This window comes from Oceanipulchritudo coccoides (assembly GCF_010500615.1).
Taxonomy (GTDB): Bacteria; Verrucomicrobiota; Verrucomicrobiia; order Opitutales; family Oceanipulchritudinaceae; genus Oceanipulchritudo; species Oceanipulchritudo coccoides.
Genome location: NZ_JAAGNX010000001.1, coordinates 559,222 through 572,426, shown reverse-complemented (window position 1 = coordinate 572,426; position 13,205 = coordinate 559,222). Strand labels below are relative to the sequence as shown.

At 53.2% G+C, this 13,205-nt stretch carries 12 protein-coding genes; 5 read left to right on the top strand and 7 right to left on the bottom strand.

Features of this window, described 5'->3' with window-relative positions:
* The 5 genes from G0Q06_RS02195 to G0Q06_RS02175 all read right to left on the bottom strand — a co-directional run bounded on the left by G0Q06_RS02195 (nt 1) and on the right by G0Q06_RS02175 (nt 4,283).
* Nucleotides 1-1,098 carry a hypothetical protein gene (locus tag G0Q06_RS02195; protein ID WP_163962026.1) on the bottom strand — a complete coding sequence of 366 codons (1,098 nt, stop codon included), beginning with the start codon at nt 1,096-1,098 and terminating at the stop codon, nt 1-3.
* Nucleotides 1,099-1,244: 146 nt separating this feature from the next.
* Complete coding sequence (locus tag G0Q06_RS02190) at nt 1,245-2,336, bottom strand: AAA family ATPase (RefSeq protein WP_163962024.1); 1,092 nt, start codon at nt 2,334-2,336, stop codon at nt 1,245-1,247.
* Nucleotides 2,337-2,450: 114 nt separating this feature from the next.
* A complete protein-coding gene (locus tag G0Q06_RS02185) occupies nt 2,451-2,726 on the bottom strand; it encodes a hypothetical protein (protein WP_163962022.1) in 276 nt (91 codons plus the stop codon).
* 54 nt (nt 2,727-2,780) lie between these two features.
* Entirely contained in the window at nt 2,781-3,341 is a 561-nt protein-coding gene (locus G0Q06_RS02180) for a hypothetical protein (protein ID WP_163962020.1), read from the bottom strand.
* Between the two features lie 3 nt (nt 3,342-3,344).
* Nucleotides 3,345-4,283, bottom strand: a complete 939-nt coding sequence (locus G0Q06_RS02175) for a tyrosine-type recombinase/integrase (protein WP_163962018.1) — start codon at nt 4,281-4,283, stop codon at nt 3,345-3,347.
* A gap of 18 nt (nt 4,284-4,301) precedes the next feature.
* Between G0Q06_RS02175 and G0Q06_RS02170 the strand changes: the two genes are divergently transcribed.
* The gene (locus G0Q06_RS02170) at nt 4,302-4,547 is read left to right on the top strand and encodes a hypothetical protein (RefSeq protein WP_163962016.1); all 246 of its coding nucleotides are present in this window, start codon (nt 4,302-4,304) and stop codon (nt 4,545-4,547) included.
* A gap of 330 nt (nt 4,548-4,877) precedes the next feature.
* Here the strand turns inward: G0Q06_RS02170 and G0Q06_RS02165 are convergent, their stop codons facing one another.
* Nucleotides 4,878-6,062 carry an ATP-binding protein gene (locus G0Q06_RS02165; protein ID WP_163962014.1) on the bottom strand — a complete coding sequence of 395 codons (1,185 nt, stop codon included), beginning with the start codon at nt 6,060-6,062 and terminating at the stop codon, nt 4,878-4,880.
* Nucleotides 6,063-6,320: 258 nt separating this feature from the next.
* Here G0Q06_RS02165 and G0Q06_RS02160 point away from each other — a divergent pair, with 258 nt between their 5' ends.
* The 4 genes from G0Q06_RS02160 to G0Q06_RS02145 all read left to right on the top strand — a co-directional run bounded on the left by G0Q06_RS02160 (nt 6,321) and on the right by G0Q06_RS02145 (nt 11,795).
* Complete coding sequence (locus G0Q06_RS02160; RefSeq protein WP_163962012.1) at nt 6,321-6,533, top strand: hypothetical protein; 213 nt, start codon at nt 6,321-6,323, stop codon at nt 6,531-6,533.
* Nucleotides 6,534-6,554: 21 nt separating this feature from the next.
* Nucleotides 6,555-6,806 carry a hypothetical protein gene (locus G0Q06_RS02155; RefSeq protein ID WP_163962010.1) on the top strand — a complete coding sequence of 84 codons (252 nt, stop codon included), beginning with the start codon at nt 6,555-6,557 and terminating at the stop codon, nt 6,804-6,806.
* A 229-nt stretch (nt 6,807-7,035) separates the two neighbouring features.
* Nucleotides 7,036-8,313 carry a hypothetical protein gene (locus G0Q06_RS02150; protein ID WP_163962008.1) on the top strand — a complete coding sequence of 426 codons (1,278 nt, stop codon included), beginning with the start codon at nt 7,036-7,038 and terminating at the stop codon, nt 8,311-8,313.
* A complete protein-coding gene (locus tag G0Q06_RS02145) occupies nt 8,295-11,795 on the top strand; it encodes an IPT/TIG domain-containing protein (RefSeq protein ID WP_163962006.1) in 3,501 nt (1,166 codons plus the stop codon). Before G0Q06_RS02150 ends, G0Q06_RS02145 begins: the two co-directional genes overlap by 19 nt.
* Nucleotides 11,796-11,856: 61 nt before the next feature.
* On the opposite strand, the gene G0Q06_RS02140 is transcribed toward G0Q06_RS02145, so the two are convergent.
* The gene (locus tag G0Q06_RS02140) at nt 11,857-13,188 is read right to left on the bottom strand and encodes a purple acid phosphatase family protein (protein ID WP_163962005.1); all 1,332 of its coding nucleotides are present in this window, start codon (nt 13,186-13,188) and stop codon (nt 11,857-11,859) included.
* Nucleotides 13,189-13,205: the final 17 nt, after the last annotated feature.

The window sequence follows — 13,205 nt, the reverse complement described above, 5'->3', positions numbered from 1 at the left end:
TTAATCGCCTGCCCTTCGTGGGCCGTGGCAAAAGTCTTCGTGGTTTGCGGGCCAGGTTTCGGGCCAGCCTTTGAAAGTGTGCTTGCAAGTCGGGCCGCCAACGGGTGCGACAACGGAACGCAACCAGCACAAGGGGCAAAGCCCTTCAGGTGTATTCGGAAAGCCTGCCAGAAGTTCTAAGGCCATGCCCCGCGTCCAACCTTCAGCAACGGCGTCTGCGGCGTCCCAGCCCTGCGGCAATCCAAAGGGCAACGCTATAACCTTAACGAATTTCGCGCCCAGCCCCAGCAAGTGTTCCTGAACGTCTGCGGCAACTGTCTGTCCGGGCCTGTCATTGTCGGGCCAGAAGATAACGGCCCGCCCCTTCAATGGCTGCCAGTCTGTTTTATGCCATGCTTTGCAACCGCCTGCCCAAGTTGCAGCAACGCCTTCGGGAAATAACCCCTGCGCGGCGTCGGCTGCCTTTTCCCCTTCGGCAATAATGACAACGGCCTGAGGTTTATTCAGAACGCGCGGCAAGTTGTATAGCGGTCGCGGTTCTGGCATTGCTCGCCATTCCCATTTTTCGCCCGTCCATGAAAAGGGCAGAACCTGTTTCCCGTTTTCGTCTTCGTATCGGCAAGCGTATCCCGTCGCCTGGCCTGCTTCGTTTCGATATTCCCATGCAAAAGCGGGAGCGCCTAATTTGTAGTGCCTAATTTCGGGCGCGGGCTTGGGTTCTGTTTTCGCTTTCAAGGGTGCTGTGTGGGCCTGTGGGGCGTTTTGTTTTGCGGGTTGATACTTGGGCCGCCTTTCCCGTTTTCGTATCGGGTTTGTCATTCTCAATTCGTCGGCAACGGCCCTTGCAGCCTGTCCCTGTTCGCAGTCATTCAGGAAGGCATAAAGGGCAATTAAGTCGCCCCCTCCTTCCCCTGTGGCAAAGTCTGCCCAGACGCCAGAATGCAGGTTGACTGAAAAAGAGCCTGCGCGGTTGTCGGCTCGCTTCGGGTTGCGGCAAACCCATTCGCGCCCGTTGCGTTTTCCGTCTGGCAACCAGTTCTGTAATATGCCTTCAGCGTTTCCAAGGGCAGCGGCGTTTATTCCTTCAAAGTCTATCATTTCAAAAGTTCCCCTGTGGTGAAAATTGACGGTGGGGAAGTTGGGGAAGGGAATTACCGTTTATATATACGGTAATTTCCCTTTTCCCCTGCCTATTCCCCGCAAGGGAAGTTTCCCCTAAGTTTCCCTTAAAGTTCCCCTGTTCCCTATTCACAGTTTCCCCCTTTTGTATAAAACCCGGTTGCGGGAACAATTTGCAGAAAGCCTTCCTTCCTCATTGTGCTAATTCGCTTTTTGGCGGCGTCCGTTTTAATGTGTTCCAGTTCGGCAATACGGGCCGTTAATTCTGTGTGCGATAGGCTGCAGTCATTCCGCAGGGCGTCTTTAACTAACTGCGCCCGTTCAACGGTTTTCTGTTCGCTTTGAATTTTCCCTTTGTTGGCAACCGACAGAAACATTTTGGCGTCTTCGTCCCATGCAAAGCGGGAACCTTCCCGTTCAGGAATAGGGCGGCCCCGCGTCTTCGTTGCGTAAACGGTTACGGCGTCGGCATTGTCACGCTTCAGGGCAAGAACTGTCTGCGCCTTGCGTTCAAGTTCGCTTCCAAAATGCCCCCGCATTTTAATTCCGTCAGCCTGGGCGTTGTAATGCTGAACGCCGAAAATGCCCGTTGCGTGTTTGCGGGCCAGCGCCATTAGCCAGCGAACGGTTTCCTTGCTTTCCGTTTCGTCATTCGGGCCGTTGCGTAGCAAGTCGGCATACCCGTCCAACAAAGCAAGCTGAACGCCTGCGCCCTTCATTCCGTAGAAGTCTGTCAGGTCTTGAATGGCCGCCTTTATGGCTTCGGGTTCTTCGCCCGTCATATTGTAGGCGTGTAGCCATTCGGGAAGTTTTCGCGCGCCTGCCCGTCGCATTGCATTATCAAGCAATGAATGGAAGTCTTCTTCAGACTGTTCCGCGTCGATATATAAAACCAGTTTGCCTTCAGGGTTTCGGCAATGCCAGCCAAGGAAGTCGCCCTTGCTGGGATCCTCGGCCATTGTGCAGGCCATTATCGCTGCCAGTTGGTGCGACTTTGCTGTGCCTGCCTGCCCGCCTTCGCCACAAATGTTCCCTTCGGTTAAAACCTTGTGTCCATTTAGGGTTAGAATGGCTGGCTTTGGTTTCGGCGGTTTGTTCGGGTCGAACCGTTTTTCTTTTAACAGTTCAAGTCTGCTCTCAATTTCCTGCAGGCGCTTGCTTTCTGCTGTTTCGCCAGTTGCGGCAAGGGCTTCGAGTGTGAGTTCAGCGGCATTCATGCTTCACCCCCTTTGCCCGCAACTGTAACTGGCGACGTTTCGACGTTTTCACTTCGCGCCCTTCGGCAATGCGGTCAATAAGGCGCTGTGTTGACTTTGGCAGCTGGCTGCGCTTCATGCGTCTGCCTCCCAGCGAGCGTTCACGCGCATTCTGTCGTTCAATGCTTCCTGCGCTTCGGCTACGTCGAAATAGACAAGGCGGCCAATTTTATAGAACGGTATCAGTCGCCTAGCTTGAAGACTGCGCAAAAACCGCAGCGTCGGGCGGCTGGCCTCGTCGGGGAACAGAATTTCCAGAAGGCGTTGCCCTGATACTTTTCCCCACTTGTCGGGAACGGTTTCCAGCTGGGGCAAACTCGCCCCGTTAGGTTCGCGGTTTTTGACTTTCATGCACCCTAAAATAACGGGGTGCATTTAGACGTAAATTTTATGACTTTTGCATTTTCAACTGTCAGAAAGGCTTTCCCAGTCTCCAGTTTCCCTAGCGTCGTCCAGCTTTAAACCAAGCTGTTCAATTGCCTTCCTTCTGAAATGTGCAACCGGGTCGCGGCCCCTGTATTCAGGGTTTACCAATATCAATTCCTTCGTGGTTAAAACTGTGGGGTTCGGTTCAATTTCCAGTCCTTGCCTTGCCAGTTCGTCAAAGGGAAATTGGAAGTCTTCGGCAATGTCTTTCAGTATGGCTAAAGACGCGTCGTCGCCCTTCGCCAACAATTCCTTACAGGCTGCGTAAACGAGTATTCGCTTGTCCTGCTCTTTAACCTTCTGCTTCGCGTTTTGTCCTTCTCTATCGAATGCCTCAACGGCTTTCCAGGCGTTAAACTCTTTGTGTGACTTAGCGGCGGCTATTGCTGCGCTTCCTATCGCTTCAAGGGTTTCTTTTGACGGTTCGTCTGTTCTAACTGAGTTTGCCAACAGGTTCTGGAAGATAAGCATTTCCTCGTTTAGTTCGGGCTGCCCTTTAGCCCGCATTTCGTTAAGTTTATCAATTGGTTTCTTCTTCATGGCTTAGTTTCCTGCTGCTTGTTTGAAGTCAACAACCTTGTTCTCTACGGCTGGCGGCTCAATCTTGAAGAAGGCCAACCCCTGCCGCTTGGAAACGTGTTCAAGGTAGTGTTTTTTGATAATGTGTTCCGTGTTTCCAGACTCAAGGGCAGTTCGGCCTACGCTTCCAAATTTGGCGACGTGGTGACTAATGAACGTATGCCGCAGAATATCCCGCCCCCTTGCGTTGTTTATATCAAACTTTTCCCGAATGGTTGAAATGTCCCTGTCTGCGTTGACTGGAAGAATGGGGAACGGGTAAGCCTTCAGCCACTTTGCCAAGACGGGCTGAATGGTTATTTTCCTCTGGCTGTTCGTCTTGGAAATTTCGGGCGTGACAAGAATTTTCTTCGTTCGGTGGTTTATCAGGCTGCCAAGGTTCGGGTGATTGGCCAGCTTCACAATTTCGTCACCCGTCCTAATGCCAGTAAACAGCGCAAGGGCAAAGTATGGGACAAGACGCCCTTCCTTAAACTCGGCAACATACTTCATTAAGTCTGCGGCCTGTTTAGCGGTTATGGTTTCGGGCGTATTATTCTTTTTAATTATGAACCGCTTTATGTTTTCGCAGGGGTTCGCCATTATCCAGCGCTTCTTCAGGTTGTCTTCGTCGTGCTTGTCCGTTCCCCCAGACTCGCAGCAATAGTCGAAAAACTGGTTTAGGTCGGAATGGTAGTTGTTCCACGTCTTCTTCGTGGCTGCTGTTGTTCCGTCTTTGGCCTTTAATGACTTCAGGAAGGCTTCCACGTCTGGCGTTCCAATTTCGGAAAGGTTCGGGTTTTGCGGGAAGTATGCCTTAAACAGTCCCAAAGTTGACTTAATTTGCTTCAGGGTTCTTGGCCTAACGCTTCCGTCCTGCTCCCTTATCTCCGTATAGCGGAAAACGGCCTCGTTCAGCGGCATTTCCTTGTCGGCTTTCCTGTGAAACTTCAAGAAGTAGTCCACGGCTTCCGTCAGGGTGTATGCCTTCCCCAGCCTGTTGAATGCGTCCTGCGCTTCCTGAACCTGCGCCTTCGTCAATTCTGTCACGATATTTCGCAGGCGAACGTCCTTGTTCTTGGCATTGATAACCTCAAGGTCGGCAAAGTCCTTCGCCTCTTTCTCGGTCTTGAACTGGCGCAGCTTCTTGCGGCCCTTCTTGTCTTCATAGCGCACGCGCCAGGCTGAATACTTGGTTCCGTTTTTTGTGTAGCTGAACTGGTAGGTTTGGGGTTTGAATGCTTCCTGTGACATGGCAAAGAAGCATAGTGAATTAAGGTGAACGGGCAAGCTCAAAAGGTAGGAAACGTATAGGAACGCCTATATACCGCTATTTATAAGCATTCCTATCAGGCTCATAACCTGAAGGTCGGAGGTTCAAATCCTTCCCCTGCACCCAATTTATTAGACTCCGGTCCTGCAAGGCCGGGGTCTTTCTGTTCAGGCTTACACGCTCGCAGGAAAGGGTTGGCACGCTTTGAAATATCGCTACAAATGTGCGGGTCGAATCCCTGGCGATTAACGGTTCTCTTCCAGTTCTCTGATCTCCTGCACCATCATGCCCAGAGGAATTACCGTCCCGCCTGTTCGGCGCTGGCCCTGTTTGCCTCCGTAAACGATCAAACCGGGAGGACCCTTGTCGGTGCGTACTTTCCTGAAGGTCTTCAATCCCCGGAGCCAGTCCTGGCTCACGGTCTGTCCGGCCTTGATCTCCACCGGAAGGAAATCAGGTCCGAGAGGATACAGCAGATCCACTTCATTGCCCGTGCTGTCCCGGAAAAAGCAGAGCCGGTTGTCCCGCCCACGATTAAACCGCTGCTTAAGCAGATCGGCGATCACCATGTTTTCAAACAGGTTTCCGCGCAAGGGGTGGTTTTTTAGATGTCGGGCTTCCTCGATCCCACATAAAAAGGCAGCAAGGCCCACGTCGTGGAAGTAGAGTTTGGGAGACTTGATCAGCCGCTTGCTGATGTTCGCATGGTACGGCATCAATCTGAACAGGATAAAACTCGTTTCCAGCAACCCTATCCAGTCCCGCGCAGTTGTCGGTGAAATGCCTGCGTCATTGGCCAGTGAGGTCAAATTCAGCAACTGCCCCACCCTGCCCGCACACAATCGCACGAAGGTCTCAAATGTCTGCAAATCGTGCACCCGCAAGAGGCTTCGCACATCGCGTTCCACATAGGTTTGAAAATAATCCCGTAAAACCGGATACGGGTCCAGTTGCTGTTCATGTAGCCGGGGATAAAAACCCCGTTGAATCACTCCGTCCAGATTCTCCAGACCGGAATCTTCCTGAATCTCGCCCAGACTTAGCGGCAGCAGCGACAGGATTGCTGTCCTCCCGGCGAGGGATTGTGATACATCCCGCATCATCAGGAAATGTTGCGAGCCTGTCAGAACAAACCGGCCCGCCCGACGATCCGTATCCACCATCTCCTGCAGATATGACAACAGGTCTGGGACCCGTTGCACCTCGTCCAGAATCGCTCCCTCCTTGTGTTCCGCCAGAAATCCACGCGGGTCCTCAACCGCGTAAGCCCGAATATCCGGATTCTCCAGGGAAACATAGGCCTTCTCCGCAAATACCGCACGTACCAAGGTGGTCTTGCCCGATTGACGCGGCCCCACCACACTCACCACCGGATACATCCCTGCCGCCTTCCGCAGCTCGCCTTCCAATTCGCGCTTGATCTGCTTCATACAGCGCACTCTAGGCAACTTATTTGCAAATCCAAGATAATTTATTGGATATGCAAATTATTTGCCGCCTTCTCATCGGACGGATTATCCGGGAAGCCGACATCTAGTCCCACTTTCGCACAAATTGTCCCACCTCAAAGACTTCCTTAAATTTCGCTACCCTAATTTCCCTAACCCCTTCCCTCACAACACATAACTCATTCCTCCCGTCCCCCTCATAACCTGAAGGTCGAGGTTCTACCGAGCCCGAAAGGCGACATGACCACAAGAGCCCAATCCTTCCCCTGCACCCATCTTCACTTCCTTCGGAAGCTACGCTGGGCACGGCCCACTTTCTCGAAGCTCCGCTTCGCAAGAAATTGGAGTGTCCCGTCGAAGCTCGCAGAACGAAGCGGGGCAACCATCTTCGCCTTCTTTCCGGAGCATCGCCCCTCTCTTAAATCCCTTGAAGAGCTTGGGCTGCGCCGCTAAATTTATCCCATGGCCAAAATAATGAGCAGCGCCGATCTGGATCTGGTCCCGAAAGAGACACCTGACGCTATGCTTGGGGAGCGTTTGTCCAATACATTGTCTGCAAACCATTTACTATTCATCCCGTCCCAGACCATCTCGATGACTGTGGCCGTCGAATTCCAGTCGGTGGTCACCCATATCTATCCGCTCGCGGAAATTGTCGAAGCCTTCAACGAACGGGATGCCAGCCCCGCAGACAGTATCCATATCCTGATTGACTGCAGCAAATGACAAGTTGCCGTGCGGTCGATCGCCTTAGTTCCTGCAGGCACAAACGCCTTCAACTCACTAGAACGCACGGATAGCCCACTCCGAGGCTTTTCAGGTCAAAGTCGTGATCACGCCTTGACCATTAAAATTCAGCTGCTTAAACGAAGCGGTGATGACCGGGATTACGGCATGTGTCGTTGTGAATCGTGGTCGCGATCCAGTTTAACCAAGGCCCTAAATCGAGCGACCAATGAGATTAAAGTTACTTCTTGTATGCCTTTTGACAGTGCCCGGCGGCCAGTTCCTCTCAGCTGCAGAGTGGCGGACCCTGCCGGAAACAGAGGCAGCCCAGTCAGTTGATCTTGTCTTTGACAGGGCTGGCAATCCCAGGTTGGCGTATCGCGCCGGCCTCGTCAACGGGGTCCTTCGCGAGGCAAGGTGGACCGGTTCCAAGTGGCAGATGACAACGGTTGATGCCACGCCGGATACCGGGGAATATGCTTCGATCGTCGTGGATGATTCCAACAATTCACGAATCGCCTATTTTGACTGGACCCAGACCGGACTCCGCATGGCCGTTGAGGAATCCGGCAACTGGAACCTTCAGGATGTCGCTATCTGGAATTATAACGGCGAATACGCCCACCAGTTGCAGGACAGCTCCGGGAAGTCTCATTTGTTCTGGTTTGATCGCTACAATGAGATGCTTGCCTATGCGAAAAAGAGCAACCTCAGCTGGCAGAATGAGCCGGTTGATTTCAGCCGTGTTAACGGGATCTACATTGCCGCGGTCGAGACCCCTGATGGGAAGCCAACGGTTCTCTATTCCGCCCCCTCAGCCGGAGAGATTCGACTCGCCAAGCCGGGGACCGGGGACTGGGTTATCGAAACAATTGCGGAATCCGGCCGATTTATTCAACTGGGGATTGATAGTGCAGGAACACTTAAAGCGGCATGGATTTCTTCGGAAACCGGTCGTGTCCGCATTGCGCAAAAGACTCACGCTGGCTGGGAGATCGAGGACCTTCCACAATCGCCGGCAGTATCGGGCTCGCTTGCCATGCTCGTTAGGCCAGATGGCTTCCGCGTTTTAATCGTTCAGGATCTGGAGACTGCCGCCTTTCACGTATTCCGGGAGGAGTCAGCCGGGTGGATATCCGAGACGCTTTTCCAGGGAGATCCACAACCACGGCATTTTCCAGCAATCGAGCTGGCACCGAATGGTGAGGAAGCAATGGCCATTATCACTCATCAGGGGCTACGATATTTTGGAAACCTGGGTGCAGGCGGATTCTGGGAAGAAGCGAAAGAGATTTCGGATGGCTGGAAGGCACACCCTACGATCGGCATCATTCATGCGGAACCGGAGAACCGCACCTACTCGGAAAGGCTGGGATGGCAGTTCCTCTTCCCCTTTGAAGAGGGGACATGGTTTTATGATCCCAACGGGACATGGTGGTGGACCCGTTCCGACATCTTTCCCCACATCTACAGCATGGAGATTGAAGGATGGAAACAATTCGATTAATTACACTTTGCACGGCCCTGACCATCGGCCATGCGGCCTTCCCGGCAGGCCCTGAGCTCAGCCACGGCGGGAACTTGGACTTCGGGCTCTCAGCCTCGGGTAGCACACGGATGACACGTTACCCGATCACAAACACAGGGGATGCGCTTCTAAAGGTCGAGAACGTGACCATGGGCGGAACCAATCCGTGGGATTTCCAATTTATCCTTCGTGATGAGGATAAGTGGATTCTTCCCAGGGAAACTGTCTATGCAACGGTCACATCCACAGTGTATGGGGCGGCCAACTACAATGCTTCAGTCCTGTTTGAATCCAATGCGGTCAACTCCCCGCCAGCTATTTCCCTGCACAGCAGCACTTCCTGGAATGGACAAAATTTTCCCTCAGTCAGCTTTGCTTATCCGGAATTGGTTGAGGCGGGAGGAATACTGTCCCTCTCCGGATTTGGATTTGGGGAAGACTCGGCCAGCACACTGATCTCCTACTGGGATGGAGCAAACTTCGAAAATCTGGAACCACTCTCCGTCAGCGAAACAAACATCCGGGCCCCCGCTCCAGAGGCATGGCCTAGCTGGGATACGGAAATTGAGTTAACTCTTACTGTACGGGTAAATGGCAATGATTCAAATGAAGTGGATCTCATCCTGACAAACAATCCACCCATGCAGCCGGTCATAACGTTTATTGACAACACATCGGGGAGCCCTGGAGATCTCCTCAAAATCTGGGGAGACGGCTTTGCCCCCAACCCGAGCCAGAACATGGTATTCTTTGGTGGTGGTTCACAGTTGGCTCAGTCCTACACATTCAACGGTGGCGACCACGGCGGGATCATTGAAGTAGTGGTCCCGCAGGGTACTGGTACAGAGACGCTCTCGGTCAGACGGACGGACGGTCAGCCAGGTTCTTCAGTCCCGGTCAATTTCCAGCGGAGGCCCGCTTCAGTCATGACCTTATCGGCAGGTGACGAATCCGGCGGGATTCGGATTTCGGGACCGGGAGGGGACGCTCATGATCATTGGGTACTGTCCGGCACTGGATTCGATCAATTCCGACTACGGCCCTACTCCGGGTTTGATCCAGGCATCATTGAACTTGAGGTTACAGGTCCTGATGACGTCTGGCCGGCGCCTCTTAAGGCTGTCATGCTCGATGACGGGCGCTTGATGGTCAACCTATACTCGCCGTGGCCCAACGATCTTCCGCCGGATCACTCCGAGGGCATTAATTTTCTCCGAGACGGCGATACAGTTTCCGTACGGGCAATGGGCTACGAGCTCGACAATGATTATATCCGCTGGAGCGAACCGCTCATTCTCACCGCCCGGGAGATCGCGGCAGGTTCGCAAACGAATATAACACTCTGGGACGATGGCTCAAATAGCATACCTATCTCCCGCAATACCTGGCTGAATATCTCAGGATATGGACACTACACTGCTCCCGGTTTGTGGACAGGCAGCCTTCACCTCAACCCCGAATGGTTCGATGAATCTAAAAAGCCTCGCACGGCCTACGGATTTCCTGCCTTCCAGATTCCCGGACCGGATTCCGGGATCTTTACCATTCAAAACCAGGATACTGGGGATCAGTTTGAGCTGGTTGTTGTTCCTTCCGGAGTGCCAGGGCTTGTCACGGGCACCTTCCCCGAAGCGGTGACAAAGGGCGCGGAAATTCATGCCGGCGGGGCCCGGTTGATCATTCCGCCAAACGCATTACCCTACTACAATGGATCAGAGCAGTCCTACACGATCCAACTTGCCCATATGCAAGTGGACGAAAGCGAGGAGCTGTTTGACTCCGCGGAAACAAGCTTCGGCAGGCAATTTCAAGTCCAGTTTGATCCGGAACCGGACGAGCTTCGCCGTACCATCCAACTGATCATTCCATATGATCCAAACGATTACGAGAGCAGTCCGGAATTCGGTATCCGGGATCCTGAATCACATATCTTCCAACGCTTTCCGATGGATGTGAATGCCTCCGATGGAACCATGATCCTGAACATACCCGCGGGACCATATGGAGAAGCAGCCGCTGCCAGTGGCGGCTTCCGTCAATTGTCTTATATTCCCGACGCCGTGAGCAATTGGTTTTCTGACAAGAAAGCCAGTCTCAATGTAGCGTTCCAGTATGTGGCCCCGGTTTCCTGGGCAAATACAATGGGGGAAAAGAAAAACGCGGAAAAGGGAATTTACCTTAAATATGTTTCGGGTTCAGGAAGCAGCCATACAATACCCGATTCATATGCCAATACAGCCTTTGCGACAGCTGAATCCACATACGACTATCTGGTCGGCGCCGGTTGGGATAAGCCCAGCGGATTGAATCTTCACTTCCGCAGCCTTGGCGCGGACATCGATGGCTCAACAACCAAAGGGGTCTTTGGCAACCCCTGGGTCTTCATTGCCACCGGCTTGGAGAGTGGAAAATTGAATACAACCGTAAGCCATGAGATTGGACATGCTTTCCAGCGTGAATACACCACCAATTTATCAACATACTGGATCGACGAGGCCACCGCGAACTGGATCGCCTGGCGCATGCACGGGATGACCTCCGACCTGCAGGAGGTATTTGAAGCAGGGTCCGATTTTCCAACTGTCAGCTTTCCCGCCTCACGCAATTCTGGATTTACTCAGGAGCAGCAATACGCAGCAGCGGTATTTTTCATATGGCTGAGCCAAACCTACGGGGACGCTGTCATTCAACAACTGTACAACAACCTGTGGCTCAGTCCATCCTACTGGTTGAACATGCGAACACTGATTTCCGACTCCGCCTCAAGCGGCAGCTTCAAGAGCCTTGTGCAGCAGTTTGCCGATGATTACTGGAGCAGGAACTTCGTACCAGTCGACAGTATGTCTCTACCATATGCCGGTAGCCCGATTTTTGGCTCCGGCGAAGTGCGCAGGACAATAACCGTCCCGGCTTATGCCAGCAAGGCCCATCGTTTCACACACAAGGTGGCCAGCCAACCTGAGCATGAGGGTGTCCCCGTTGTCATCCGGGCAAGTGGAATCGGGACCGATCAGCATGTTACTGTCTATGCTTCATCCGATCCTAGTGCGACTCCCTCATGGACCCGTATTGGTCGACTCACGACAAGCAAGACGGGTATCGACGGCGGAATTTATGCAAGTCCCAACCGCTCATGGATGGGGGTCGTCAATAATTATTCTGAAGAGGAGTGCACAGTTGAACTTGTCTGGGGATTTCCTCAGATACAGGCACTCTCCGGCAGCTCCTTTCCTCAAAGCGGCGGCCTCAACCTCGGGATCACCGGATTGTCCTTCGGCGATCAGACCGGAAAGGTTTATGTCGGCGGATATGAGGCAGAAATCGATTCATGGAATGACTCCTACATCAGCGTCTTGACTCCCCAATTTGCCTCCGGGAACTTTTCTGCCTCTGTAACCGCTGAGACAGCTGAAGGCGTGGAGATAGATAGCGGTTTCTCTGTCTGGATTTCAGGTGATTAAGCAATCCATCCAGAACCGCTGAGAATGTCATTCGTCAGTGAATGCGTGGGTAGTGCGCAAACTACCTGCCCGTCGAAGGAAGCCGCTCCTCAAGGAGATTAGGGGCACCGTCGCGCTTGTGCAGCTTGAAGCTGTCGAACAATTGATTGTCTGCTGAGCGGGCTTCGTAAATCAGGGTATCCCCTTCAATCCGGATGACCTGGTAAAGCTGGGTATCCTGGATGGAGCGCACCATCCAGTCGGCCTCTCCAACCTTGTACATCTTTGGGCCGCTGACCGAGACGACATAGACCGTTCCATTTTCCACATCCTGAGTTGCGGGATACCCAACGGGGACATTCTCAATACCGCTACGGGCATAGGTGTGATCATGCCCGGTAAGGACCAGATCCACATTGAATTCATCCAGGATCGGCTTCCATAAAATCTGGCGGCGGTTGGCCCTTTGGCCCTCGTTCTTGAGTCGGTTTTTTGAAGGATAAAACACGGGATGATGAAAGGCGAGCAGGGTCCACTTCTGCGGATCTACGGAAAGTACCTCCCGCAACCATTCCGCTTGTTTCTCAAGCTGTTCATTCGAGTTCAAGATGACGAAACGGGCACCTTGATAATCAAAATAGTAGGAGGATTCTTCAAGTCCCTCTGGACCGTTTTCGGGGAAGGCAAACTGCGGTTGCCAATGGCGGCTCAACAGGCGGACTTTATTTCCGGCTTCATCAATCCGGGTCTCTGCGTTGTACTCGTGATTTCCCGGCGTCGCCACAACAGGAATGGATGCGTTGACCCATCCCGGGGCGGCAAACCATTCCCCCCACTGGATATCGTTGTTGGCGTTGTTGACCAGATCACCCGCATGCAGCGTGAAGGCCGCCCGCGGTGCTTCGCGAATGGCCTCACGGATCAGGCGGGACCAATGTTTCCGGATATTGTTCTGCGCATCCCCGACGTATATGAATGAAAAAGGCTTCGCTTCGGAGCTGGCGGTCTTGAAGTGATGCCACTCGCTCCAGTTGATCCCGTCGCCGACACGGTAAGCATACAGGGTGTCCGCGCTCAGTCCGGCAAACTCAACGGTGTGATAGTCCGATTTTCCCGTCTCCGCCTCAAGGCTCCGGGTCGTCGCAGGGATCCTGTCCTTCACATCAGGCAGAGGACCTGGTGTCGCTTCCTGGATTTGTGCAACAGCCTTGCGTTCCATTGGCGCGCTCCGCCAGGTCACGGCCTGAGTGGTCGCAGGGTCTCCCGTCCACGTCAGTACGATCCGGTCCGGTATAGGGGTCGGCGCATAAGCCAGAACGCCGGGATAGGGCTGGTTAACTTCAACCGGTGAGGGTGAATGCCCAAACAAACAAACAACCGGCAAAAATGGGAGCAGGGTAATGAAACTCTTCATAACGGGAAGATCCAGAA

Bases quoted from the DNA above. Each gene is read 5' to 3' on its own strand.
- G0Q06_RS02195 (WP_163962026.1), bottom strand. From the start codon at position 1,098: ATGATAGACTTTGAAGGAATAAACGCCGCTGCCCTTGGAAACGCTGAA.
- G0Q06_RS02190 (WP_163962024.1), bottom strand. From the start codon at position 2,336: ATGAATGCCGCTGAACTCACACTCGAAGCCCTTGCCGCAACTGGCGAA.
- G0Q06_RS02185 (WP_163962022.1), bottom strand. From the start codon at position 2,726: ATGAAAGTCAAAAACCGCGAACCTAACGGGGCGAGTTTGCCCCAGCTG.
- G0Q06_RS02180 (WP_163962020.1), bottom strand. From the start codon at position 3,341: ATGAAGAAGAAACCAATTGATAAACTTAACGAAATGCGGGCTAAAGGG.
- G0Q06_RS02175 (WP_163962018.1), bottom strand. From the start codon at position 4,283: ATGCCGCTGAACGAGGCCGTTTTCCGCTATACGGAGATAAGGGAGCAG.
- G0Q06_RS02165 (WP_163962014.1), bottom strand. From the start codon at position 6,062: ATGAAGCAGATCAAGCGCGAATTGGAAGGCGAGCTGCGGAAGGCGGCA.
- G0Q06_RS02160 (WP_163962012.1), top strand. From the start codon at position 6,321: ATGACCACAAGAGCCCAATCCTTCCCCTGCACCCATCTTCACTTCCTT.
- G0Q06_RS02155 (WP_163962010.1), top strand. From the start codon at position 6,555: ATGAGCAGCGCCGATCTGGATCTGGTCCCGAAAGAGACACCTGACGCT.
- G0Q06_RS02150 (WP_163962008.1), top strand. From the start codon at position 7,036: ATGAGATTAAAGTTACTTCTTGTATGCCTTTTGACAGTGCCCGGCGGC.
- G0Q06_RS02145 (WP_163962006.1), top strand. From the start codon at position 8,295: ATGGAAACAATTCGATTAATTACACTTTGCACGGCCCTGACCATCGGC.
- G0Q06_RS02140 (WP_163962005.1), bottom strand. From the start codon at position 13,188: ATGAAGAGTTTCATTACCCTGCTCCCATTTTTGCCGGTTGTTTGTTTG.